At 50.6% G+C, this 24,644-nt stretch carries 21 protein-coding genes; 2 read left to right on the forward strand and 19 right to left on the reverse strand.

The genetic code is table 11. The features are described 5' to 3' along the window. Positions 1–4: 4 nt before the first annotated feature. The 8 genes from B5F87_RS06215 to pfkB all read right to left on the reverse strand — a co-directional run bounded on the left by B5F87_RS06215 (position 5) and on the right by pfkB (position 9,511). Positions 5–856, reverse strand: coding sequence for a metallophosphoesterase (locus B5F87_RS06215; RefSeq protein WP_087278368.1), 852 nt, complete (start codon positions 854–856; stop codon positions 5–7). Between the two features lie 108 nt (positions 857–964). After that, the gene (locus B5F87_RS06220; protein WP_087278371.1) at positions 965–1,792 is read right to left on the reverse strand and encodes a Cof-type HAD-IIB family hydrolase; all 828 of its coding nucleotides are present in this window, start codon (positions 1,790–1,792) and stop codon (positions 965–967) included. A gap of 117 nt (positions 1,793–1,909) precedes the next feature. Next, positions 1,910–3,274, reverse strand: a complete 1,365-nt coding sequence (locus B5F87_RS06225) for an extracellular solute-binding protein (RefSeq protein WP_087278374.1) — start codon at positions 3,272–3,274, stop codon at positions 1,910–1,912. A 24-nt stretch (positions 3,275–3,298) separates the two neighbouring features. Further along, the gene (locus B5F87_RS06230) at positions 3,299–3,967 is read right to left on the reverse strand and encodes a response regulator transcription factor (protein WP_087278377.1); all 669 of its coding nucleotides are present in this window, start codon (positions 3,965–3,967) and stop codon (positions 3,299–3,301) included. Then, on the reverse strand, positions 3,960–5,291 hold the full coding sequence (locus B5F87_RS21380) for a sensor histidine kinase (protein ID WP_143405214.1): 1,332 nt from the start codon (positions 5,289–5,291) through the stop codon (positions 3,960–3,962). The genes B5F87_RS06230 and B5F87_RS21380 overlap by 8 nt, the downstream gene beginning before the upstream one ends. A gap of 67 nt (positions 5,292–5,358) precedes the next feature. After that, on the reverse strand, positions 5,359–6,342 hold the full coding sequence (locus B5F87_RS06240) for a sugar ABC transporter substrate-binding protein (protein ID WP_087278383.1): 984 nt from the start codon (positions 6,340–6,342) through the stop codon (positions 5,359–5,361). Positions 6,343–6,595: 253 nt separating this feature from the next. Then, on the reverse strand, positions 6,596–8,542 hold the full coding sequence (locus B5F87_RS06245) for a fructose-specific PTS transporter subunit EIIC (protein ID WP_087278385.1): 1,947 nt from the start codon (positions 8,540–8,542) through the stop codon (positions 6,596–6,598). Between the two features lie 66 nt (positions 8,543–8,608). Further along, entirely contained in the window at positions 8,609–9,511 is a 903-nt protein-coding gene (pfkB, locus tag B5F87_RS06250; RefSeq protein WP_087278389.1) for a 1-phosphofructokinase, read from the reverse strand. Between the two features lie 347 nt (positions 9,512–9,858). On the opposite strand from pfkB, the gene B5F87_RS06255 reads away from it, so the two are divergent. Next, positions 9,859–10,716, forward strand: coding sequence for a zinc ribbon domain-containing protein (locus B5F87_RS06255; protein ID WP_087278391.1), 858 nt, complete (start codon positions 9,859–9,861; stop codon positions 10,714–10,716). Positions 10,717–10,887: 171 nt separating this feature from the next. Here B5F87_RS06255 and B5F87_RS06260 read toward each other — a convergent pair whose 3' ends face one another. The 10 genes from B5F87_RS06260 to rpe all read right to left on the reverse strand — a co-directional run bounded on the left by B5F87_RS06260 (position 10,888) and on the right by rpe (position 21,967). Then, positions 10,888–11,154: an HPr family phosphocarrier protein gene (locus B5F87_RS06260; RefSeq protein WP_087278394.1), complete on the reverse strand. Its 267-nt coding sequence runs from the start codon at positions 11,152–11,154 to the stop codon at positions 10,888–10,890. A gap of 135 nt (positions 11,155–11,289) precedes the next feature. Next, entirely contained in the window at positions 11,290–12,246 is a 957-nt protein-coding gene (gene whiA / locus B5F87_RS06265) for a DNA-binding protein WhiA (protein ID WP_087278396.1), read from the reverse strand. A gap of 36 nt (positions 12,247–12,282) precedes the next feature. Next, positions 12,283–13,140: an RNase adapter RapZ gene (rapZ, locus tag B5F87_RS06270; RefSeq protein WP_087278399.1), complete on the reverse strand. Its 858-nt coding sequence runs from the start codon at positions 13,138–13,140 to the stop codon at positions 12,283–12,285. Then, positions 13,137–14,066, reverse strand: a complete 930-nt coding sequence (gene murB / locus B5F87_RS06275) for a UDP-N-acetylmuramate dehydrogenase (RefSeq protein ID WP_087278403.1) — start codon at positions 14,064–14,066, stop codon at positions 13,137–13,139. Before murB ends, rapZ begins: the two co-directional genes overlap by 4 nt. A 189-nt stretch (positions 14,067–14,255) precedes the next feature. Next, positions 14,256–15,200, reverse strand: a complete 945-nt coding sequence (locus B5F87_RS06280) for an ROK family glucokinase (protein ID WP_087278406.1) — start codon at positions 15,198–15,200, stop codon at positions 14,256–14,258. A 15-nt stretch (positions 15,201–15,215) separates the two neighbouring features. After that, positions 15,216–16,163 (reverse strand): HPr(Ser) kinase/phosphatase, encoded by a 948-nt coding sequence (gene hprK, locus B5F87_RS06285; protein ID WP_087278409.1) that lies wholly within the window; start codon positions 16,161–16,163, stop codon positions 15,216–15,218. Between the two features lie 114 nt (positions 16,164–16,277). Next, positions 16,278–18,173 (reverse strand): excinuclease ABC subunit UvrC, encoded by a 1,896-nt coding sequence (uvrC, locus tag B5F87_RS06290; RefSeq protein ID WP_087278601.1) that lies wholly within the window; start codon positions 18,171–18,173, stop codon positions 16,278–16,280. 105 nt (positions 18,174–18,278) lie between these two features. After that, entirely contained in the window at positions 18,279–20,369 is a 2,091-nt protein-coding gene (ftsH, locus tag B5F87_RS06295) for an ATP-dependent zinc metalloprotease FtsH (protein WP_087278411.1), read from the reverse strand. Positions 20,370–20,402: 33 nt separating this feature from the next. Further along, the gene (locus B5F87_RS06300; protein WP_087278604.1) at positions 20,403–21,233 is read right to left on the reverse strand and encodes an Mrp/NBP35 family ATP-binding protein; all 831 of its coding nucleotides are present in this window, start codon (positions 21,231–21,233) and stop codon (positions 20,403–20,405) included. Between the two features lie 71 nt (positions 21,234–21,304). Further along, positions 21,305–21,967 carry a ribulose-phosphate 3-epimerase gene (rpe, locus tag B5F87_RS06305; protein ID WP_087278607.1) on the reverse strand — a complete coding sequence of 221 codons (663 nt, stop codon included), beginning with the start codon at positions 21,965–21,967 and terminating at the stop codon, positions 21,305–21,307. 303 nt (positions 21,968–22,270) lie between these two features. Here rpe and B5F87_RS06310 point away from each other — a divergent pair, with 303 nt between their 5' ends. Then, positions 22,271–23,398, forward strand: a complete 1,128-nt coding sequence (locus tag B5F87_RS06310; protein ID WP_087278414.1) for an iron-containing alcohol dehydrogenase family protein — start codon at positions 22,271–22,273, stop codon at positions 23,396–23,398. Positions 23,399–23,562: 164 nt separating this feature from the next. Here B5F87_RS06310 and pfkA read toward each other — a convergent pair whose 3' ends face one another. Continuing rightward, the gene (gene pfkA / locus B5F87_RS06315; RefSeq protein WP_087278417.1) at positions 23,563–24,555 is read right to left on the reverse strand and encodes a 6-phosphofructokinase; all 993 of its coding nucleotides are present in this window, start codon (positions 24,553–24,555) and stop codon (positions 23,563–23,565) included. Positions 24,556–24,644: the final 89 nt, after the last annotated feature.

Consider the following 24,644-nt stretch of genomic DNA (forward strand, 5'->3'; position numbering starts at 1 on the left):
TATTTTATAAATATATATGAAACACCGTGATTTCCGGCGTCACGCCGAAGCGGGCAGAAATGTGCGTCGTTCCGATGCCGGTGTTGACATACAACTTTGAACTGCCGTCCTCGCTCAGCTCATACATGCCGCCGCTGTACTCGGACGCCAGATTAGTGGCGGATACCGCCATTTTATTGACAAAAGGCAGAAACGGCACATTGATCTGGCCGCCGTGACTGTGTCCGCCCAGTGCGGCCTCATATCCATCATCCGCATAATCCTTTACCGTGTCTGGCTCATGCATCAGCAGAACCTCAAAGTCAGACTCGTATATCTTCGTGTCTTCCGGCATGGACGGCTCACCGAAAATAGAATCGTCCAGACCGGTGAACAACACCTTTCTGCCGTTGTCAGCGGTCACATACCAGTTCTCATTCCTTAGCAGAGTAAATCCCGCCTGTTCCATGATGTTTTCATACTGTCTGGCCGCTCCGCCGCCGTAATCGCGGTTGCCCCAGACGGCAAGCTTGGCTCTGCCCGCTTTTATGTCCGACAATCGCTGGATAACAGCCGCATCGTCATGATACACTGCATAATTATCATACAGATCCCCGGTAAATATCACCACATCCGGGGTCTGTGCATTGATTTTATCCACAACCTTTTTCAGATTTTTCTCCGTGAAATCCTCCTTGATGTGCAGATCAGAAAACTGTACGACCTTTAATTCCGAAGCTTCTTCCTTATCCTCACCAAAGGCATACTCCTTCACCGCCAGCCGAAACGGCTCTATTCTGAATGCATAAAAAATGCACCCGGCCGCCGCCAGAATGAGAATGATTACAAATATAAAAAAACCTTTTATAAATTTCATCAAAACTGCGTCTCCTTACTCTGTATTTCTGTCTGCAAATGTATCACGCCTGCGGCTCTGCAAATGTATTGCGCCTCTGCGTCTCTTCCTCTCCTGCAAACGTATCTCCTACAGCTCGCCCGCCATCATTTTGTCAAGAGCCGCCGCCACCCCGTCCTCTTCATTGGAAAGAGTAATGTAATCGGCGACTGCCTTTAACTCATCCACGGCGTTTTCCATGGCGACGCCAAGACCTGCCGTCCGAATCATCGGGATATCCATCTCCTGGTCGCCGAAGGCGGCTGCCTCTGCCGGAGGAATTCCCAGAGACTTGCAGACTGTTTCCAGGACAGTTCCTTTGTCAATGCCTCTCGGGAAGATCTCCAGAAAAAACGGCGCGGATTTTGCCAAGGAGATATCTTCCCATGCACCCTGCCGGAGTTTTGTCTCCATCTCTTCCTGAATCTCCGTGATGACAGCCGGCTCCGCAGATATGAGAAGCTTGCTGGGGCCGGTATTTTCCTGTTTCCAGCATGCCGCCAATTTCTCTATGTCCACTGTCTGCGGGCGGCAGCCGATGACTTTAATCTCCCTCTCCGCCCGGACATCCATCCCCGTGACATACCAGTCATAATTCCAGTAAATCCACAGATGAAGCCGCCGGGGCTTCATGCACTGTTCATAGATTTCTTCCATGGTTCCGGCGCTGAAATGCTTCTCGCTGATACATTTGCCGCCGTCCAGGATGAATGCGCCACCGTTGCATATCTTAATGCATGGCACGCCCAGTTCCTGCTCGATTGGCTCCACTCCGGCAGGCATTCGGGCAGAATTCAGCACAATACGTGCTCCGCTGTCCACCGCCCGTCCAATGGATTCGCGTACTTTCGGATGGAGTACTTTTCTGTTATCCAGAAGAGTTCCGTCAATGTCCAGACAAATAACTTTATATTTCATGATGATAGTTTCCTTTATCCTGCTTATTGTTTTTCCCGTCTTCGATTTGTACTATGTTTCATTCTTTTTGTCAAGAGCCGGAATACGGAGGTACTTACCTTTCAGGGCCGCCCTGATCTACTGTCCCTTTTCTTCCCCCAGAAACCGGTTAATCTCCCGGTTCCACACAATCAGCTCCATACTGATATTACCGTCGCCTCCGATAATTTCGCTGACCGCCTGACTGACCCGTTCCTCAGCTTCCGGATATCCCGGAAATCGCAGGGAAACGAGAGACTTTTCCACCACCTGACTTAAGATAGATAAGTTCAGGCTTTCCTCACTGCCGGAATCCTCAATAAGGCTCTGCAGAGTCTGCTCCGATTCGGTCACGGAACGCAGCACGGACACACCTTCCGAATAGTCAAAAATCTCCGCCTGAATGGCCGGATCGCTGGTCATGGTCTTAATAAAATCCCAGGCGTTCTCTTCGTTTGCTGTCTTCCTGTTCATGCCGATGAGCAGGCTGTCCAGAGTGGAAATGTTGTCTCCCTGGCTGCCGGCAGGCATGGGAATACAGCCCCACTGAAAACCAGAATATTTTTTCACGCTCAAAGGATATGGCTGGTATGCACGGAATTCAGAAAAAGACATAGGCTGAAAAGCCACATTTCCCAGATCAAAGTCTCTCTCCGAGACGTTATACCCGTCTGACAGCACATCGAGTTTCTCTATGAAATTGATGGACTCCTCCACGCCGGAAGCAGTCAGCCGGCACTCGGTTCCTTCCTGGTCAAAAAGCTGCACTCCATTTGATTCAAATGCTTCTTTCCAGGTATATCCGATCTCTCCAAACTGATCCGTAAGTCCATCGCCATCGGTATCCTTTGTCACCGCCTGACAGATATTATAGAAATCCTCCCAGCTCCAGTCGTTGTCCGGCATGGCAATTCCTTCGTTATCAAGAATCGTCCGGTTGACAAACATCAGCTTCGGCGCACATTCAAAAGGAAGGGCATACTGCTTTCCATCATAGGTACCACAGGCCAGAGCGGAGGAATAAAACGCATCTTTGCGGAAGTCCTCATCCGCTTCCATGAGCGGCGTCAGATTTTTAAGCGCCCCGGCGTCCACAAAACTGCTGAAATCATCTCCCAGAACGAAAAAAACGTCCGGCGCTGTTTCCGCCATAAGCTCTTCCGCCAGCCATTCCGAATAATCCTCTTTCAGGATTCCGCTGGTGTACTCCACGGTCACCCCGGGATGTTCTTCCTCAAAAACTTTGATGGCGTCGTCCACGATACGGTAGGCGTAGCCGTTCTGCACATTCCAGTAGCTGTCCGAGAAGACGCCGATAGTCAGCGTATCTCTGCTCCCGACGCCCAGGAAACGGTCAAAACCGCCCCACAAAACCCACACGACCAAACAGAGCAGGACGCAGAAAATCCCCGGAATCAGATTTCTTCTGCCGTTTACATTTTTATTTCGTCCGTTATCCTTCATACGTTTCCCTTTCTCCCGGTTCGTTTATCTTTCTTCCCGGTTGACCGCCCCCGTCTGTACCGCCCAGATGGCAAGCTGGGTGCGGTCCCGCAGATCAAGCTTGCTCAAAATGGCGCTCAGACTGTTTCGCACACTTCCGTCGGAAAGGCCCAGCTTCCCGGCGATTTCCTTATTGGACATCCCTCTGCCTACCAGGGCGATGATGTTCCACTCCGTGGGTTTGAGACCCGCCGTCTGACGCTCATCCACCTGAATGGCCAGATTGGTCTGAGCCATTCTGGAGAAAAGCTTCAGCACCTTGGAAGCGATATCTTCGTTGATCATGGCTGTGCCATGATACACCTTCCGTATGGCTTCCGCCAGCTCCTGGGTGGAGATCCCCTTAAGCAGATAACCGCTGGCGCCGTATTTGAGCGCATTGAATACGTATTCATCATCATCAAAGGTTGTCAGTATGATAATCCGGATATCCGGGTAATTTTCCTTGATGATCTGGGTGCAGACCACGCCGTCCATCTCCGGCATTCGGATATCCATGAGAATCACATCCGGCTTCTCTCTGCGCACCGCCCGGATCACTTCCGTTCCATTTTCCACGGCGGCAATAACCTCGATATCAGCCTCCATTCCCAGAATAATCTGGAGACTCTTCCTCATAAGCTCCTGGTCGTCTGCGATCAATACTTTAATCATTTCTTTCTCCTTCCTCCCCGCTCTCGCCCCACCGGATCGGAATGCGGGCTTCTATAGTAAATCCCCGATCTCCGCTGTAATGAAGAGATCCCTGAAGAAGATTCAGCCGTTCCTCCATGTGATGAAGGCCAAATCCTTTCTTCACATCCGCGCAGCCTACGCCGTTGTCCGCGATGCGGACGATGAGCGTGCCGTATCTGCGGCTGATATCAATGCTTATGGCTGTAGCGTGGCCATGACGGATGGCGTTTGTGATGCTCTCCTGCACGATCCTGTAAATAATCTCTTCCTCGTCGTTGTTAAATCCATTGAGCGATGTGTGACACTGGTAATCAATATCGATGTTCGACACATTTCGCATATCCTCCACGATATTGTAAATGGCCTTTTCCAGATCATATTTCTCCAGAGCGTCCGGCCGAAGCGCCTTCACAGAACGGCGCACATCGGTGATGCCCTGTCTCGCCACCTCGGCGATCACTTTGAGCTGCTCCTTCGCCATGTCCGGCGCCACATCCATCAAAGCAATACTTGCCTCAGTGCCTGTGATAATACCGGTAAGAGCATGCCCGAGCGTATCGTGAATCTCTCTGGCCAGACGGTTCCTCTCCCTGGTCGCCACCATCTGTTCTTTTTCCTCCGCATATTTTTCCAGCTGCAGATTGGCTTTCTGCAGCTCGCTGTTAGCTTCATTCAACTGCCGGTTCAGACTGAGGATCCTTTCCTTCTCATCAAGCTGCGCCCATAGGAGGAAAATCATGTATACGAGGAAAACAAATGTATTGAGAGATGTGAGCGCATTCTGCAGCCCCGCCATAAGCGCGCGGGCGTCACTCTGGAAATAATCCAGATACACAGACAGCGGAATCACGTCAAAGTACACAGACATAAACTCATAATTGATGAACAGATAAATGAAGCTTATGACCACAGCCACGGGAAATTTGAGCTTAGATTTCGGAAAGTATTTCATGGTGTCCGCCAGTATCAAAAGAATCACACCCATGTAACCGAAGCCAAGCACATAGCTCACCAGGAATCCCAGGATAATCTCCACCGAGATTTTTATGATCAGCCCTGCGGCGCTGTCACTCTGCATACTCATGACCAGCAGACAGGCTGCGTACAGTCCCGCCGCCATCACGATGATCTTCCAGCCCGCCCAGGTGAATCCGCGGGCCGTCATCATAAAATCCATGGAGGTTCCTGCCTGTATATGCCCGTGAATGCTTGCAGCCATGACGCCCGCCAGAAATAAAACTGCCAGCAAATTTAAATTTTTCATGATAATAAGAACATAGTCGGACATTTGCCGTTGTGTCATTGTACTCTCCTCCTTATCAGGGATGGCCGGCGGCAACGCTTTTTCACCTCTGCCGGCGCGGCGGCCGTCACTGCCAGCGATCCATTCCAAATTCCTCCACGTTGTCCGGCGTGATAAGCTGTACCGGCGTCAGCGTCATCTTCTCGACGCTTTCTCCACTCAGCAGCCGGTAAATGGCGTCTGCCGCCCGGCTTCCGATCTCAGACGGGAACTGGGCTGCCGTGGCGCTCATCATTCCTTCATGGATCATTGCTTTCGCATCCGGGGAACCGTCCACGCCGTACACGTCCACCTGGTCAAGCATATCGTTCTCTTCCAAAGCCGCCACCACGCCTACAGCCGCCAGATCATTAAGACAGAATACCGTATCAAAGTCTGTCCCCTCCGCGATGGCTTCCTGCATACCGGGCATGGCGATCTCTGTCTGTCCTTCACACTCAATGGTTTTTACCACTTCGATGCCCTCCTGACCAGACACCACGTCCAGAAAGCCCTGTACCCGGTCTCTGCCGGACTGAGCCACCTGATGGGTCATGATAACAACACGGGCCGTCTCATGCTGCTGCAGGAAATACTCTCCCACAGCGGCTCCCGCTCCGTAATTATCTGATGTTATGGTACAGTCGGCTACCTCCTGGTCCGATACTCCCGTATCCAGCACCACGATGGAAACGCCTTTCTCTCTGGCCTTTTTCAGCACATCTCCGATTTTCTCCGAGTCCACCGGAGTGACCACCAGAACATCAATCCCCATATCGAGCATCTCTTCGATCTGCGTGATCTGCCGCTCCACGTCCAGAGCCGGGTCCCGCATGACCATACGATCTCCCTCGGCTTCAATTCTCGCGTTGATCTCCTCACTGATGATCTTATAAAACTCGTTATTCATAGTCATGTAGCTCAATCCAATAAAATGTGCACGTTCTTTCTGGCTGACTGAATAATCTTTCCCTGACGTATACAGGTAAAAAGCAGTTCCTGCCGCCGTGAGATTGACGGCGATCAGCAGCATCCAGAACAACCTCCGGTATCTCCTGTTCATCCTCAGCATCTTTTTCCCCTTATCTTTTCCATCATTTGCAACATCCGATTTTTTTCATTATAAAATCCAACGCCCGGGCGGTCAATTCCCTAATGGCTGAACCACCGCTTTTTTAACGAAAAAAGGGCCGCACAATCCTGATACGAACTGTGCTGCCCCTTTCGGTCCGGATTCTGTCTGATTCACAGCCCGGGCGTATTAAAGTTTTATCGGTTAATTATGGAGAAGATATGGTTAGCAGGTTTCCTGTTTAATACGGCTTTTATTTCGCCGCCGGTTTTCTTAAAAGTCCCAGCATGACCGCGCCGACCACGGAGCCGACCAGCAGCGCCACGATATACATCAGCGCGTTTCCTACTACCGGGAATACGAAGATTCCGCCGTGCGGCGCCATGAGCGTACATCCAAATGCCATGGACAGCGCGCCGGCTGCCGCAGAGCCGATGACGCAGGAAGGAATCACATGAAGCGGGTCGCCGGCTGCGTAAGGGATGGCTGCCTCAGAGATGAAACAGAGACCCATGATAGCGTTGACCGGAGCTGCCTTGCGGTCGTTGTCCGTGAATTTATTTTTAAATGCCCAGGAGGCAATGGCAATGGCAATCGGAGGAACCATACCGCCGACCATAACGGCCGCCATGATCATGTATCCGCTGTCTGTCTGTGCCGCCAGCGCCGCATTACCAAATACGTAAGCTGCTTTGTTGAACGGGCCGCCCATGTCGATGGACATCATACCTGCAACAACCAGACCCAGCACAATGGAGTTCGCTCCGCCCAGAGATCCCAGCCCATTGTACAGAAGCTGATTGAGCCAGGAGAAGAACGGATTAACCGCAAACATGATCACCGAGATTCCAAACAATCCCAGCACCGGATAAATGAGCATCGGACGGATACCGTCCATGGACGCCGGAAGCTTTTCTGTGGCTTTCTTGAGAAGAAGCACCAGGTATCCTGCCACGAAACCGGCAAACAGTGCGCCGAGGAATCCGCCGGATATCACTTCCACACTGGAATCAAAGGCCGAAGCAAATGTGATTCCCTGGTTGGCGATGTAGCCGCCCACGAAACCGGCAAGCAGTCCCGGCCGATCCGCGATACTCATGGCGATGTATCCTGCAAGAATCGGCAGCATAAATCCAAAGGCCGCGTCGCCGGCGGTCTTAAAGAACGCCGCGATCATTGTATTCTTTCCAAAGTTTGACGGGTCAATACTGTAATCGTCCAGCAGAAAGGCGATAGCGATAAGAATACCTCCGCCGATGACAAACGGGAGCATATGAGACACGCCGTTCATCAGATGTTTGTAAATCTGATGTCCGAGACCTTCGCCGTCTCCTTCTGCGTCTTCCGCTCCTGCGCCGCCCTGATGATGGTAAACCGGAGCTTCTCCGTTTACTACCTTTTCAATCAGTTCCTGCGACCTGTGGATACCGTCGGAAACTTTTACCTTGATGACAGGCTTTCCGTCAAAACGTGCCATCTCTACATTTTTATCCGCCGCGATGATGATACCGTCGCAGGCGGCAATCTCTTCTTTTGTCAGTACATTTTTTGCTCCGGAAGAACCGTTGGTCTCCGCCTTCACCGGAATTCCCAGTTCTTTTCCTTTTTCTTCCAGAGCTTCCGCAGCCATGTACGTGTGGGCGATACCGGTCGGGCAGGCAGTTACCGCCAGAACCCGGTAACCGGAAGCCGGCTGTGCTGCTTCCGGCGCTTTTTCTGAACCTTCGGCCTCCTCCGGATATTTTTCTGCCTCTTTCTCATCGATAGCCTTCAAAAATGCGTCCACATTTTCTGCTGTGAGAAGTCTTTCTCTGAACGCCGCGTCCATCAGAATGGTGGACAGTCTGGATAGCGCCTCCAAATGTACGTCAGACCCCTCTGCCGGAGCCGCGATCATGAAAAACAGGTTGGACGGCTGTCCGTCGAGAGCCTCACAGTCCACGCCCTGCGGCACAGTGATGGCCGCGATACCCGGCTGTTTTACCGCACTGTTTTTGGAGTGCGGAATACAAATTCCGTCTGCAATGGCGGTCGGTCCCTCGGATTCCCTTTTCAAAATCCCCTTTTTAAACTCTGCCTCGTCAGCGACATTTCCCACCTTGCCGTGGAGGGAAATGAGCAGATCAAGCATCTGTTCTTTTGTGGAGACATCTGCGTTTAATACAACCGCTTCTTTTTTCAGTAAGTCAACGATCCTCATAACTATTCTCCTTCATTATCATGATTTTGTGTTTGCTATTATAGTTCTGTGTGCGCGCCGGTATTTCTAAAGCTGCGCCAGCATTTTCTCAAACATCTCCCGGGACGCTAATCCTTCGGAAAATGCTGTGGCGCTGCCTGCTGCCGTTCCTGTTTTCAGCGCTTCCTCGTAGTTTCCGTTTTTCAGATATCCGGCAAGAAATCCCGCTACCATGGAATCTCCCGCTCCGACAGAATTCACCACTTTTCCCTTTGGCGTTCCCATCCGGATACTTCCGCCGTCCTCGGTGATAAGGATGGCTCCGTCGCCGGCCATGGATATCAGCACGTTCCGCGCTCCCATTTTCTGAAGCTCTCTGGCATAATGTTCGATATCTTCTCTGGTCTCACAGACGGTATGAAACATTTCTCCCAGTTCATGATTATTCGGCTTGATCAAAAACGGATGATACTTCAGTACGTTCAGCAGCAGATCCTTGGTGGCATCCACTGCGATCCGGATTCCTTTTCCGGAAAGCGCCGCCAGAATCCTCTCATAAATGTCTTCCGGCAGTGTATTTGGAATACTGCCCGCCAGAACCAGCACATCCTCTTCTCTCAAAGCATTCAGTTTCTCAAAAAGAGCATCTATGGCTTCCTGCGTTATGACCGGCCCCTGACCGTTAATCTCTGTCTCGTCTCCGTGTTTGACCTTTACATTGATTCTTGAATTTCCTTCCGGCAGATGAATAAAATCCGTGTGCATCCCCTGAGCAGTCAGACCGTCCTCAATGGCCTTGCCCGTAAATCCGGCTACAAATCCAAGGGCCGTTGTCTCCATGCCAAGAGTATTTAAAATAGTGGAAACGTTGATTCCCTTTCCTCCGTAATAAATGGACTCTCTTGTGGTTCTGTTGATGTCTCCCAGCTTCAGTCCGTCCAGAAACACAACATAGTCAAGCGCCGGATTAAATGTAACTGTGTAAATCATACCTGCAGCCCTCCTTTTTACTTTGCCCAGAACCTTTTTGTTTCACTCACAAAAATGTCCGTTCCTTTCGAAAAATATCATAGCAAATCACCCATAATAATGCACATCACAAACGTCACGACTTCCAGCCGAAAAATGTCATATCTTTCTTATGACAAATGTCATATCTCATGTCTCCACCATTTTATTTTACCCGGCTCCTCTCGTTTTATCATCTCTTTTTTTATCTGGTAAAATTACAAAAAAAGACGCTTCTTGACATCAGCGCCTTTTTTCTCTATACTTTCCATACCCCATACCGGCTTTTTCCGCCGGTTCACAGCAACACCCATAAGGAGGTTTTATTTATGAAATGTCCATATTGCGGTACGTCTTACAATGCGGAGGATACTATTTGTCCGTCCTGCGGGCAGCCTCTGAGCAACGCTCATTACACGCCGGTCAATGACAACGAACCATCCGGCAGCAAACACGCCGGCAGACAAGGGAGCGCCAAAAAAAGGAAACGCAGATTCCTGATTATTCTTCTGATTCTCCTGCTTCTTACCGGCGGCTGCATCGGCGGTTACTTTTTCTATATACATGCGATAACAAGACGATGCGAAGACGCGGTACATCAGATCTTTTCCCTGGCAAAAAGCATGGATTTTTCTTCTGTGAATCCGTCCTATCTGCCGGAAGCACTGCAGGAGAATCCGAACATCCGGGATTATGTCAGGAACTATGTCAACGATTCTCTGGAAGAATACGGAGTTGACGGGATACTGGAGCGCGCCGGCATTACCATTGATACCGACGAACTCTGTAACGAGGTACTTCAGTCCGCCGCTTACGAGATTACCGATGTGCAGACCAGCTACAATCGCTGCACTGTCTTTGTACACACAGAAAATACCGATTTTTCCACACTTCCGGAGGCCATTTCCCAGGAGATTGAAGATAATATCTCAAGTTCTTCTTTCTGGGATAGTCTGCAGGATATATTCTCCTCGATTTTTTCCGGTCACGGACATGACGGCACCGATGAAGAGGAATCGAACAGCGATATTCTCGCTTCTCTCTATGACGATTTTCGGGAGTCCGCTCCGACAACGGAAACCGACGGAACCATCGTTTTCGGAATTGCCGACGGGCAATGGACCTTTCTTTCTCTGGATGAGGATCTCTTCTACAGCTATTACGGGCTGTCCGCGCTGGCGGAGTAAGACAGCGCCGGCGAAAGGCATCGGCTGCTCAGGACGTCGGCTGTCCGATGAAAGCTTCGCCGAAAGACGCCTGAAACAAAAAGACGGCAGAGTCACAAAACAAAATGACTCTGCCGTCTTTTTCATTATATACTTTTTTGCAATGGAGATATCTCCAAACACACAGCACATTTATTGAGCTTTTATCTCATTATTAAGATATCTCTCTATATGTTCAATCGCCTGCTGCTCGTCATCACCGGCCGCTGACACAGTGATTTCCTCGCCGGCCGCCAAGCCCAGCGTCATCATTCCCATAATGCTTTTGGCATTGACCTTTTTGTTCTCCACCTCCACATATACCCGGCTGTCATACTGACTTGCCGTCTGTATAAATAAAGCAATGGTACTAGGGTCCAGACCTGTTGGAATTTTTATTTCCATCCTTTTCGTAATCATTATTTACCTCCTACTTTATAAAATATGCTGTCTGCGTGGCTTCAGCATATGCAGCGAAATGTCTCTCCCCATGCTGTCTCTCTTAAAACTGCCGCTGAAAGCCGTTTATGTCAGTACCTCTGTCATGGAATGACACTAAATATGGCCACTCTCTTTTAGCTGCTGCGCCATCTGGCTCAGCTTTCTCAATCTATGATTCACACCGGATTTGCCCACAGGCGGATGAAGCATCTCCCCCAGCTCTTTTAATGCCGCATCCGGCTCCTCCAGCCTGGCGTAAGCAACATCCCGCAGGTTCTCCGGTAATTTATCCAGTCCGACAGTCTTCCTGATATATTCGATTTCCTCTATCTGCCTGCGCGCGGCGGAAACCGTTTTGTTGATATTAGCCGCCTCGCAGTTGACTCTCCGATTTACAGAATTGCGCACATCTTTTACGATACGTATATTTTCAAACTTCATCATAGCGACATGCGCTTCCATGATATTCAGAGCATCTGAAATCATCGAGCCCTCTTTTAAATATACTACATAATATTTCTTTCGGAGCACGATCTTGGCGTCCAAGCCAAAAAACTGCATAAAATCTCTGAGCTGTTCCGCTTCCCTCCCGTCCACACAGGTAATCTCGAAATGATAATTTCTCTCCGGATCAGTCACAGAGCCTGCCGCAAGAAATGCTCCCCGCAGGAACGCTCTCCGGCAGCATGTTCTTTGCAGAACCGGATTATCCGTCAGATACTCGTCTTCATCCACCTGCCCCCGGTTATTCATGAGTCCGGCAGTCTTCAGCACCTGAAGAACATTTGCCGCACCTTCTGCCGAGATCGTAAAAAAATGACTTTTCTTTCCGCTCTCATGCTGCGACACAACCACTCTGGGCTGAAAACAAAATGCCTTCTTCAGAAGCAGGTAAAAACGCTTCGCCACGGCAATATTCTCCGTCTCGAGGATGATATGGTATCCGCTGCTCTCCGAGCAGCTCACTTTGGCGCTGAAACAGATAATCGCTGCCAGCTCCGCCACAACACAATGCAGTTCGTGTCCCGACAGATGAACCAGTTCCTCCTTCACATCTGAAGAAAATGACATTGCCCCAACTTCCTCTCTGTCAGTATTTCTGCCGTATCATCCGCTCGTTATATCACGATGTTCCATGCGGATGCTGTACGGCAGCTTCCGAAGCCGCTCATAAATAGCGTTGGTCATGGTGACGGAACGGTGCTTACCTCCGGTACATCCGATACCCACAACCAGATGATACTTTCCCTCATCCAGATAAAGCGGAATGAGGAACTTGAGCATATCTTCCAGCTTATCAAGAAAAATATGGGCTTCCTTGCATCCGAGGACATATGCCTGAACCTCTCTGTCGTTGCCTGTCAGCGCTCTCAGATCAGGATCGTAGTAAGGGTTCGGAAGGAAACGGACATCAAATACCAGATCCGTATCTGCGGGAATCCCGTATTTGAAGCCAAAGGACAAAAGGGTCACAATAAAGTTTCCATAATTCTCTTCCCTGACATAGATCTTCTCCAGCTCCTGTTTCAGCTCCCGGGTAAGCAGAGAAGAAGTATCAATGATATAATCTGCCTGCTCTTTTATGAAAGATATGAGAGCTCTCTCTTTTTGAAGGCCGCTTTCAACACGTCCCTCTCCTGCCAGCGGATGCGTTCTTCTCGTCTCCTTGTACCGCATGACAAGGGTGGCATCGTCGGCGTCCAGGAAGAGGATCTCATAACGGATGCCAAGTTCCCTGAGAACTTCCAGCTGCTCAGACAAGTCTTTCAGCCCGTCACCGCTGCGGATATCCACTGTAACGGCAACCTGGTTGACCGCAACCTTCCGGTCAAAAGCAATCTGCCCGAAATTAGGGAGAAGCGCCACCGGAAGATTATCCACACAGAAGAACCCCATATCTTCCAGCATGTGAAGAGCTGTACTTTTTCCTGCACCGGACATTCCGGAAACAATTACAAATCTCACTTTTTCACCTCTGTATCTGTAAATCCAAGCATACGGACCTCAGGCTCCATCTCTACACCAAACTGCTGTTTTACTTTTTTGCGTACCTGTCTGATAAGAAAGAGGACCTCCTCCGCCGTGGCGTTGCCCCGGTTGATGACGAAACCGCTGTGCTTCTCAGAAACCTGAGCCCCGCCAACGGTATATCCCTTCAAACCGGCGTCCTGGATCAGCTTGCCGGCGAAGTATCCTTCCGGACGCTTAAATGTGCTTCCTGCGCTCGGGTAATCCAAAGGCTGTTTGGCCTTTCGTGCCCCTGCCAATTCATTCATTTTGTCTCTGATCTGCGTTTTATCCCCCCTTGAAAGACGGATATGCGCTGCCAACACAACGTAATCCTTCTCAAAAATAACACTGTGCCTGTAGGATAAATCCAATTCCTCCACCGGGAGCACCAAACGTTCTCCTTCCCGGGTCAAAACTTCCGCATCCACGAGAATATCCTTCATCTCCCCGCCGTATGCGCCGGCATTCATACATACCGCGCCGCCAAGAGTTCCCGGTATCCCTGCGGCAAATTCCATTCCGGTCAGTCCATGCTCCAGCGCTGACCTGGCAACACTGCTGAGCAGCGCTCCTGCCTGGGCGTAAATCACATCGCCCTCTGCGGAAATATCGCGAAGACCTCCCGTATGAAGAATCATCCCACGGAAGCCCTCGTCTGATACGAGTAAATTACTTCCATTGCCCACAATAAAAAACGGAACCTTCTCTTCCCGGGCAAGGCAGAGTACATCCCAGAGTTCCTCGACTGTGGCCGGCTGTACAAAAATATCCGCCGGGCCCCCAATCCGAAAACTGGTATGTCTACTCATTGGTTCCTGTTCCAAAAGGGTTCCTGCTGTGAGCTTTTCTTTAATTTTGTGACAGAATTCCTGTTGTATCATAGTATCTCCTATTTATAAATACATTTGGCAGTCTTCCCTGATGGAAGCCGATTCGGTTGAGGAAAATGATATTTTCCATACCATATGTAGTTATATACTATATCATACTCTAATTCCATGGGAAGTACAATGTTGAAAAAACACAAAATAAAAGCAGACTTTATGCCTGCCTTTATATAAATCGCCAAATTACTTTTCGGTTCCGATGATTAATTTTGCACAGCCGTAAATTCCTGCATCATTTCCGAGGGTTGCCAGACCAAATTTTGTATCTTTCTGACTTCCGAAAACATAGCCGTCAAAATATTTTTTTACAGTCTCTGTGATGATGCTTCCCGCTTTGGACACACCGCCGCCGATGACAAAAATATCCGGGTCCGTCACGCAGGATACGAAGGACAATCCTCTCGCCAGTCTCCGGCAGAAATCTTCCGTCAGCTTTACAGCGAAAGCGTCGCCGAACTTTGCAGCATCCAGCACATCTTTAGCCGTGAGGGAATCCGCCTTGCGCAGCACACTGTCTTCCTCCGATGCTTCCAGCGCTTTTTTCGCCATACGGACAATACCCGTGGCGGAGGCATACTGTTCCAGACATCCCCTCTTCCCACAGTTGCAGTACTCTGTCTCATGGGTATTGATGCACATATGTCCGATCTCTCCGCCGTAGCCGTGAGCGCCGGAAATCATTTTTCCGCCAACGATGATTCCTCCGCCTACTCCGGTTCCCAGCGTCACCATGGCTACATTTTCATAGCCCTTTCCGCCGCCCTGCCACATTTCTCCGAGCGCCGCCACATTGGCGTCATTACCTACCGCTACCGGCATGCCGAGGGCCGCTTCCATCTCGTCTCTGACCTGCTTTTTACCCCATCCCAGATTGACGCAGACGTCCACAGAGCCGTCATCTCTCACCGGGCCGGGCACACCGATGCCGATGCCTGCAAATTCCTCCTTGCCGAGTTTTTTCTGTTCCATCATTCCCCGGCAGGAATCTGCCACATCCTGCAGAATATCAAACTCCTCGCCGGTCCTTGTGGTGATCTCCCATTTTTCCAGAAGTTCTCCTTCTGTGGTAAACAGACCTAATTTTACTGTGGTTCCTCCAATGTCTGCACCAAATGCATATTTTTTCATATTAACTCTCCTCCCTTATTCCTGTGCGCCGTCATCATCCTGCGCTTTCTTCAGGCTGCCGGTAACGCGGTTGTAAAGCTCCTGCGCAGCGTTGTAACCCATCTTCTTGGCACGGAAATTGATGGCTGCAGATTCCACGATAACCGCCAGGTTCCGTCCCGGACGAATCGGGATAGAATAACACACAACCTTATTGCCCAGGAACTCGATGTAATCTTCTTCCAGCCCAAGACGGTCATAATTGCCCTCCCGGTTCCAGTCTTCCAGGCGGATGACCATATCGATGGATGAATTGAGCATCACGCTCTCCACTCCGAACAGGCTCTTGACATCCACAATGCCGATTCCCCGCAGCTCAATAAAATGTCTGGTGATATCCGGGGAGGTTCCGATAAGCGTATCATTGCTGACCTTGCGAATCTCCACCACATCGTCCGACACCAGACGATGGCCTCTGCGGATAAGCTCCAGAGCTGCCTCGCTCTTTCCGATACCACTTTCGCCCATGATCAGCACACCTTCGCCGTAGACATCCACCAGCACGCCGTGAATGGAAATACGCGGCGCCAGCTGCTCGCTGAGCCACCGAACGGCGCTGGCGATAAAATCCGAAGTGGTCATGGAAGTGATCAGAATCGGCACGCCGGCTCTCTCTGCCACATCCAGCATAGTATCGCTCGGCTCCAGCCCCCGACAAAATACGATACACGGAATCTTGCTCTCAAAAATCTTCTCGTAAATCGGTTTCATATGTTTTTCGTCAAACTGCTCCAGATAGGCGTATTCCACCTTTCCGATCACCTGGATACGTTCTGAATCAAAATGCTCAAAAAAACCTGCCAGCTGCAGCGCGATCCGGTTGACGCCAGACTGATTAACGTTGATGCTGTCCGTGTCAATGTCCGGCAGAAGATTCTTCAGTTCCATTTTTTCAATAATCTGTGTCAGTGTTACTTTGTACATGCCATACTCCTTTATAGATTATTCTTCTTTATTTATCCTTTCCCCGCGATTATAATTCCGTCAGTCCTGCTTTTTCATACGAGCGTGAAAGCATGACTTTATGAACCTTTGGTATCATTCTATCACAGGCTGTTCTTCTTTTACAACGTCACTTTCATGAAAAAACGAAAAGATTTCATCCGCGACCCTGGCGGTGATCCCCTCGGCCTTCATAAGTTCATCCGGAGACGCCTGACGGATTTTATCAATATCTTTAAAATAACGCATGAGCGCTTTCCTTCTCGCCGGGCCGACGCCCTTGATGTCGTCAAGAACCGAATGTACCTGTCCCTTGCTCCTCAGACTCTTATGATATTCTATGGCAAAGCGATGGGCTTCATCCTGCAGGCGGGTAATCATCCGGAACGCCTCGGAATTCTTTGGAAACTGGATGATCTCATTATTGTAATACAGCCCTCTTGTCCGATGATAATCGTCCTTCACCATACCGCAGACCGGAATGGAAAGTCCCAGATCATCAAGCACCTTGAGCGCCACATTGACCTGCCCCTTTCCGCCATCCATCATGAGAATATCCGGAAAACGGGTGAAGCTTCCCAGCGTCGGGTCAAGCCCCTTCTCCGATCGCTCTGCCGTCTCTCGGATGCCGTGGGAGAACCGGCGCGTGAGCGCCTCCTCCATACAGCGGTAGTCGTCAGGCCCCGCCACCGTGCGGATTTTAAACTTACGATAATCGCTCCGGCGCGCCTTGCCCTTCTCAAAAACAACCATGGACGCCACATTCTCATAACCATTGGTATTGGAGATATCAAAGGCCTCCATCCGGTTTAGGCCCCGGATGCCCAGAAGCTGTTCCAGCTCATGGACAGCGCCGATGGTCCGGTGTTCCTCTCTCTTCAATTTTTCGCTGTCCTTGATAAGAACATTCTGCGCATTTTTGTAGGCAAGCTCCATCATCTTATGTTTCGTTCCCCTCTTCGGCGTGAGGAAGGAAACCTTGCCGCCCCGCTTATCTGACAGCCATTTTTCGAGAATCTCCGTGTCCGGCACCTCTTCCTGCAGAAGAATCTCCCTCGGGATAAACGGCGTTCCCATGTAAAACTGCTTCACGAAATCCATGAGAATCTCGCTTTTCTCGCTGTCCCCGATGCCGCCCATGTGGAAATGGTCTCTTCCCAGCAGCTTGCCGTTGCGGATAAAAAAGATGGCAACTACCGCCTCGTCGCCAGCCTTCGCCAGCGCGATGATGTCCCGGTCGTCGCCGCCGGTATCGTTGATCTTCTGTTTCTCCCCGATGCGCTTCACGCTGTTCATCAGGTCCCGGTACTCCGCCGCATCCTCAAACTCCATGGCTGCCGACGCCGCCAGCATCTTTTCCTCCAGATCTTTCAGAATCTTTTTATCGTCGCCGTTCAAAAAACGCAGCGCCTGCTCCACATTTTCCCGGTACTGTTCCTTGGAAATGTATCCCTGGCAGGGCGCGTCGCACTGCCTGATCTGATGATAAAGACATGGCCGCTCTTTGCCGATATCTCTTGGCAGAACCCGGCTGCAATTCCGTATCTTATAGACCTTGTGCATCAGTTCTATGGTCTCCTTCACAGCCCCCGCGCTGGTATACGGACCGAAATACTTCGATTTATCCCTCTTTACATTTCTGCAGAATAAAATCCTTGGATAATCTTCCTGCACCGTCACCCGGATGTATGGATAGCTCTTGTCATCCTTGAGCATGGTGTTGTAGTGAGGTCTGTGCTCTTTGATGAGGTTGCACTCGAGAACCAGCGCTTCCAGCTCCGAGTCCGTGATAATATATTCAAAATATGCGATATGTGAAACCATGTGCTCAATCTTCACACTTCGCTTATAGCTGCTCTGAAAATACTGCCGCACCCGGTTTTTGAGAATCCGCGCCTTGCCCACATAAATAATCTCGTCCTGGGCGTTGTGCATCAGATACACCCCCGGCTTGGCAGGGAGCTTTTTCAGCTCTTCCTGTATATCAAACATGGCAGCCTCCTTTCCCGTCTTTGTTTCTGTATCATAACACAAAAATTCCCGGAAATCCACGAAGGGATTCCCGGGAGCATGATTCCTTATCAATCAGTTTTTAATTTATTTTTCTTCCGGAGAAGACTGTGTGGTCTCCTGAGCGGCAGTTTCAACTGCCGGAACCTCTGCTTCCTGCGCAGGGGCTGCCGCCGCCGAAGTCTCAACTTCAGGGGCCGCAGCTGAGACTTCCACAGCACCATTCGCGGCGTCTGACGTTTGGCTTTCCGCTCCTGCCGGAACTGCTTCCTGTGCAGGGGCTTCGATTGCCGGTGCTTCCTCAGCCTTTTTAGCTTCTTCCGGTTCTTCTTTCTTATATTTGTTGAAGATATTCATGAACTCCTTGCCGGTGATCGTCTCCTTTTCCAGAAGGAAGGCGGCGATCTCGTCCATGGCATCCCGGTATTCGCGGATGATGGACACGGCTCTGTCGTAGGCGTTCTTGAGAATACCCTGTACTTCTTTATCGATGAGGGCTCCGGTAGCGTCGGAACAGTTCATCACCGGACGTCCGTCCAGATAACGGCTCTGAACAGATTCCAGGCCCATGAGCCCGAAGGTATCGGACATACCGTACTGGGTTACCATGGCGCGAGCAATCTGTGTAGCCCGCTCGATATCGTTGGATGCGCCGGTGGTCACGGAATTAAACACTACTTCCTCCGCCGCACGACCGCCGAACAGTCCCACCAGCTCGCTGAGCATCTGCTCTTTACTCATGAGGTAACGCTCCTCCTCCGGCATCTGCATGGTGTAGCCGAGGGCGCCCATGGTTCTAGGTACGATGGTAATCTTCTGCACCGGCTCAGAATGTTTCTGCACGGCGATGGTCACCGCATGACCCACCTCATGGTAAGCCACGATCCGTTTCTCCTCGTCACCGAGGATCCGGTCTTTCTTCTCCTTACCGGCGATGACAACCTCAACGGCCTCCATGAGATCCTGCTGGGTCACTACGGAACGTCCCGCTTTGACCGCACCGAGGGCCGCCTCATTGACCATGTTGGCAAGATCGGAACCCACGGCTCCGGAGGTCGCCAGGGCGATCTCCTCAAAGTCAACGGAATCATCCATGAGTACGTTCTTCGCATGTACTTTCAGAGTCTCGATTCGTCCTTTCAGATCCGGGCGCTCCACGATAACTCTCCGGTCAAAACGTCCCGGACGAAGCAGCGCCTTGTCAAGGACTTCCGGACGGTTGGTCGCCGCCAGGATGACCAGACCTTTGGAAGAATCGAAACCGTCCATCTCTGCCAGAAGGGCGTTCAGCGTCTGTTCCCGCTCGTCGTTTCCTCCGCCGTAGGCGGTATCACGGCTCTTACCGATGGCGTCCACCTCGTCGATAAAGATAATACAAGGCGCCATGGACTGGGCCTGCTTGAACAGGTCACGCACACGGGACGCGCCGACGCCGACAAACATTTCGACGAAGTCAGAACCGCTCAGAGAGAAGAACGGTACATTTGCCTCGCCGGCCACCGCCTTGGCAAGCAGCGTCTTACCGGTTCCCGGAGGGCCCACAAGGAGAGCTCCCTTCGGCAGCTTCGCGCCGATTTTTGTATATTTACCCGGATTATGAAGGAAGTCCACCATCTCCGTGAGCGTCTCCTTCGCTTCATCCTGTCCCGCCACATCCGCAAATGTAACGCCGGTTTTTTTCTCCACATACACTTTGGCGTTGCTCTTGCCAACGCCTCCCATCATGCCGCCGCCTTTGCCGATGCCTCTCATCACAAAGAACATCATGGCATAGATCAGAGCGAACGGAAGAATCCATCCCACCAGCACCTGGGTCAATAACGATGAACTGGAATCATCTTCTTTCTCAAACTGTACATCCTCTGCCGCCAGCAGGCGATTTGTCAACTCCGCATCCGGGAAAATCACCGTGTAATATACGGTCTTCACCAGTGGATTCTCCTGCTCTCTCGGCTCGATGAGCACCCGGCTGTCCGTCAGCGTAACGCTCTTGACTTCATTGTTATCCAGCATGTCAATAAATTCATCATAGGTGATTTTTTCCTGTTCTCCGTTGCGGTATCGGTTCATCACAGTAGAAAAAAGCACCGTAAGCCCCAGACAGATGACCAGCATAATCAATGCCGACTTGATATTTTTCTTCTTGTTGGGGTCGTTATTCTGATTATTATTATTCATTTATTCCTCTTCATTCCTCCATGATGCGGCTGCTTACAGCTTCTCAAGGAGCTCCACCGCATCCTTCATATAATCTCTTTCTGTAAATTCTATCTTTCCTGCGTCACAGGCGGCCGCCAGCTCCGAATCCATCGGAATCTTAGCAAGCACAGGCACCTGATACTGAGACGCAATCTCGTCAATATGGCTCTCGCCGAAGACATAGATCTTTTTGCCGCAGTCCGGACATTCCACATAGCTCATGTTCTCTACCAGACCAAGAATCGGAATATTCATCATTCTTGCCATGTTGGCCGCCTTTTCCACGATCATACCTACCAGTTCCTGCGGAGACGCCACGATGATGATGCCGTCCAGCGGCAGAGACTGGAAGATGGTCAGCGGCACGTCGCCGGTTCCCGGAGGCATATCCACGAACATATAATCAATATTCTGCCACAGGGTCTCTCCCCAGAACTGCTTGATCACTCCGCCAAGGACCGGTCCTCTCCAGATAACCGGGTCTGTCTCGTTGGCAAGAAGCAGATTTACGGAAACCATGTCGATACCCATGGCTGTGGAGCCCGGCACGATCAGTCCGTCAATATTTCCCACCAGATTCTGATGAACGCCGAACGCCTTCGGAATGGAAGGACCCGTGATATCGCCATCAAGAATGGCCGTCTTATACCCTTCCCGCATGGTCGCGCATGCCAGCAGGGATGTCACCATAGACTTACCCACGCCGCCTTTGCCGGATACGACGCCAATTACCTTTTTTACAGAGCTTCCTTCGCTCAATTTTACACGGAAATCCTCCGGGCTGCTCTGTCTTTCTGAACAATTCTCTCCACAGGAACTGCAATCATGTGTACATTCACTCATTTTTCTTACCTCTCTTTCTATGCGGGCGGATACGCCGTCCACTCCTTCGACACAGCTTTTCTCCTGATCTTTCAGGCAAGCTGCTCCATGATTTTCTTCATATTTTCTGTGATATTTCCTTCAAAAACGGCCGATCCGCAGACCACGATATCAACGCCGCATTCTGCCAGTCTCTTTACGTTGGACGCATTCACTCCTCCGTCCACCTCAATTTTCACGGGCAGTCTCTTCTCATCGATCATCGCACGCAGCGCGCGAATCTTCTCATCGCAATAGGAAATGTATTTCTGTCCTCCGAATCCCGGATTCACCGTCATGAGAAGAACCATATCCAGTTCTTCCAGCACATATTCAAGCACGCCCAGCGGGGTGGACGGATTCAGAGATACCGCCGCTTTTTTACCGCAGGCCCTGATCTGCTGAATGACCCGGTCAAGATGTGTGCACGCTTCTGCATGCACCGTGATAATATCCGCTCCCAGACGGGCGTATTCTTCCACATATCTTCCCGGATCCTCGACCATCATATGCACGTCAAAAACCGCGTCGGTGAGCGGCCGCAGCGCTTTGATCACCGGCGTTCCGAAAGAAATCTGAGGGACAAACATTCCGTCCATCACGTCAATGTGTATATATTTTGCCCCCGCCTGAACGGCAGTAATCACATCTCTTCCCAGATTAGTAAAATCTGCGGACAAAATGGACGGCGCCAGAATTATTTCTCTTGTTTTCATATTGATACCCCTTTTTACAAATGTGCCTTCCTCATATTCATCAGCTCCAAAGCCATGTTTCCATGCAGGCATGAAACATGACTTTCTGGACCCTGTATCATCATAACATAAATCATCGATACTGCAAGTCGAAAATGGGAAAAACACGGAAAGTTCACGAATGAACTATTACTGTTTTCCTGAAAAATCCTTTCTGCGTCTGCCGTACTTGGCCGGGATATGTTATAATGATACCAATTACTTATATTAATTCACAATATCACTGATTAATTCACAATATCACTGAGAAAGGAAGAATCATTTATGCAATTTTTTGCCCCAACCCATATTTATCTGGAAAAAAACTGCGTTGACAATCATAAACAGGAACTGCTCTCCTACGGAAAGCGGGCTTTTATCATCACCGGAAAACATTCCTCTGCGGTCAACGGTTCTCTGGCGGATGTCTTTGCTGTTCTTGACGAGGCGTCTGTTCCGTATCTCATCTATAATGACATTGAAGAAAATCCTTCCGTGGAGACCGTGGCGAAAGCCGCTGCCGAGGGAAAAGAATTCCAGGCGGACTTTGTCATCGGCATCGGCGGGGGATCGCCGCTGGACGCCGCCAAGGCCATCGCCCTGCTCATCGCCAATCCGCAGGAAGACGCCGGCTGCCTTTATGAGCCGAAAGACTTAAAGGCTCTTCCGGTCATCGCCATTCCAACTACCTGCGGCACCGGCTCCGAGGTCACGCCGAATGCGGTGCTGACCCGCCATGCGTTTAAGACCAAAAAGAGCATCAGCTACAACATTTATCCGGAACTGGCTCTGGTTGACGGCAAATACCTGGCCTCCGCCAATGGACGTCTGCTCATTCACACTGCTGTGGATGCTCTGGCTCACTGTGTGGAGAGCCGCCTGCACGCGAAAGCAAACGTATATAATCACATGTTTTCCGAGTACGGGCTCAGTCTCTGGGGCAAGCTCGCCCCGGTTCTGGAGCAGATTGCCGCCGGGCCGGACGCTGTTCCTTCTTCGCTATCCGACGAAGACCTGGAGTCCTTCATGCTGGCGTCCACGGTGGCGGGCATGGCCATCGCCCAGACAACCACGTCCCTGCCGCACGCCATCAGTTACGAGATCACCTACAACCACGGCGTCCCTCACGGAAAAGCCTGCGGCATCTTTCTTGCCGCCTATATGGATGAATACGCCCGCAACAATCCGGAAGATGTAAACCGGGTGCTTTCTCTGCTGGGTTTTGATTCCACGGAAAGCTTTGGAGAATATCTCCGCCGGCTTCTTGGGTCTGTGGCCATCACAGAAGAGGAAAGCAATCTCTATGCGGACAATATCATGGCAAATGCATCGAAATTGTCCACCTATCCGTTCCCGATTGACCGGGAGGCCATCCTGAGAATACTTACCTGTTCCCTTGATGTGACAGCATAACCACCCGGACGCAGAACGCTGACCCCGGCGCGGCGTCCGCACACAGAGATACCAAAGAGGCTGTCTCGCCATATCGCTCTCCGGAACCCCGGCCGCGATGATGCAGACAGCCTCTTTTCAAGTACTATTTATATAACGAACGCCTCCATTTTGGAAACAGATACCTATCTTCCCAGCACCTGTGCAATCTGGAATTCGTATTCATCCACGTCTTTCTGCATACCTAATGCATCCTCGATATCGTAATCAATATACTGACCATTTCTGTATCCAACTACACGGTTTGTTGCTCCGGCACATAATAAATCCACAGCCAGCGCGCCCATGTAAGAAGCGTATACACGGTCTTTTGCTGTCGGGCTTCCGCCTCTCTGCATATATCCGAGGATTGTTGCTCTTGTCTCAACACCGGTACCCTGCTCGATACGTTTTGCCATACCGTAAGAATGTCCGATACCCTCTGCGTTGATGATCAGGTGATGTTTCTTTCCGAGAGCCTTCTTCTCCAGAATGCTGTCGATCAGCTTTGCCTCCAGCTTCGGACGGTTACCGTCAAAACGCTCCGGAATGATGATATCTTCCGCACCTGCAGCGATTCCACACCACAGAGCGATATATCCTGCATTTCTTCCCATAACCTCAACGATGGAACATCTCTCATGGGAAGTGGATGTGTCACGAATCTTGTCGATGGCTTCCATAGCCACGTTTACTGCTGTATCAAATCCAATCGTATATTCAGTACAAGGAATATCCAGGTCGATGGTTCCCGGAAGAGCTACTGTGTTGATTCCCTGTGCGGCCAGCTTCTGTGCTCCGCGGAAGGAACCGTCTCCGCCGATAACTACCAGACCGTCAATGCCTTCTTCACGGCAGATATCCGCTGCTTTCTTCTGATATTCTTCCTGTTTAAACTCCTCACATCTTGCGGTAAAGAGTACGGTACCACCTCTGGAGATGATATCCCCTGTAAAAGTTCTGTCCATGTCAAAAATCTCACGGTTGAGCAGACCGCTGTATCCACGTTTAATGCCCTTTACTTTCACGCCTCTGTCCCATGCGGTTCTCGCAACAGCTCTGATCGCCGCATTCATACCGGATGCGTCTCCTCCACTTGTTAAAATACCGATTGTGTCCACTGCACTTGTCTTACTCATAGACTACCTCCATAATTTCGTGTATTCCCTAAATTAAATTCTGTAGAAAAACCGGACGGCTGGAAAATTCATCCGGCTTTTCACTTGTC

The sequence above is a fragment of the Eubacterium sp. An3 genome (assembly GCF_002159465.1).
GTDB classification, from domain to species: Bacteria; Bacillota; Clostridia; order Lachnospirales; family Lachnospiraceae; genus Anaerobutyricum; species Anaerobutyricum stercoris.

Coding starts and splice junctions, on each gene's coding strand:
- B5F87_RS06240 (WP_087278383.1), bottom strand. CDS start 6,342: ATGCTGAGGATGAACAGGAGATACCGGAGGTTGTTCTGGATGCTGCTG.
- B5F87_RS06300 (WP_087278604.1), bottom strand. CDS start 21,233: ATGAGTGAATGTACACATGATTGCAGTTCCTGTGGAGAGAATTGTTCA.
- ftsH (WP_087278411.1), bottom strand. CDS start 20,369: ATGAATAATAATAATCAGAATAACGACCCCAACAAGAAGAAAAATATC.
- B5F87_RS06255 (WP_087278391.1), top strand. CDS start 9,859: ATGAAATGTCCATATTGCGGTACGTCTTACAATGCGGAGGATACTATT.
- uvrC (WP_087278601.1), bottom strand. CDS start 18,173: ATGTTTGATATACAGGAAGAGCTGAAAAAGCTCCCTGCCAAGCCGGGG.
- B5F87_RS06215 (WP_087278368.1), bottom strand. CDS start 856: ATGAAATTTATAAAAGGTTTTTTTATATTTGTAATCATTCTCATTCTG.
- B5F87_RS06260 (WP_087278394.1), bottom strand. CDS start 11,154: ATGATTACGAAAAGGATGGAAATAAAAATTCCAACAGGTCTGGACCCT.
- B5F87_RS06280 (WP_087278406.1), bottom strand. CDS start 15,200: ATGAAAAAATATGCATTTGGTGCAGACATTGGAGGAACCACAGTAAAA.
- pfkB (WP_087278389.1), bottom strand. CDS start 9,511: ATGATTTACACAGTTACATTTAATCCGGCGCTTGACTATGTTGTGTTT.
- B5F87_RS06310 (WP_087278414.1), top strand. CDS start 22,271: ATGCAATTTTTTGCCCCAACCCATATTTATCTGGAAAAAAACTGCGTT.
- whiA (WP_087278396.1), bottom strand. CDS start 12,246: ATGTCATTTTCTTCAGATGTGAAGGAGGAACTGGTTCATCTGTCGGGA.
- B5F87_RS06220 (WP_087278371.1), bottom strand. CDS start 1,792: ATGAAATATAAAGTTATTTGTCTGGACATTGACGGAACTCTTCTGGAT.
- B5F87_RS21380 (WP_143405214.1), bottom strand. CDS start 5,291: ATGACACAACGGCAAATGTCCGACTATGTTCTTATTATCATGAAAAAT.
- hprK (WP_087278409.1), bottom strand. CDS start 16,163: ATGTACAAAGTAACACTGACACAGATTATTGAAAAAATGGAACTGAAG.
- murB (WP_087278403.1), bottom strand. CDS start 14,066: ATGATACAACAGGAATTCTGTCACAAAATTAAAGAAAAGCTCACAGCA.
- B5F87_RS06225 (WP_087278374.1), bottom strand. CDS start 3,274: ATGAAGGATAACGGACGAAATAAAAATGTAAACGGCAGAAGAAATCTG.
- B5F87_RS06245 (WP_087278385.1), bottom strand. CDS start 8,542: ATGAGGATCGTTGACTTACTGAAAAAAGAAGCGGTTGTATTAAACGCA.
- B5F87_RS06230 (WP_087278377.1), bottom strand. CDS start 3,967: ATGATTAAAGTATTGATCGCAGACGACCAGGAGCTTATGAGGAAGAGT.
- rpe (WP_087278607.1), bottom strand. CDS start 21,967: ATGAAAACAAGAGAAATAATTCTGGCGCCGTCCATTTTGTCCGCAGAT.
- pfkA (WP_087278417.1), bottom strand. CDS start 24,555: ATGAGTAAGACAAGTGCAGTGGACACAATCGGTATTTTAACAAGTGGA.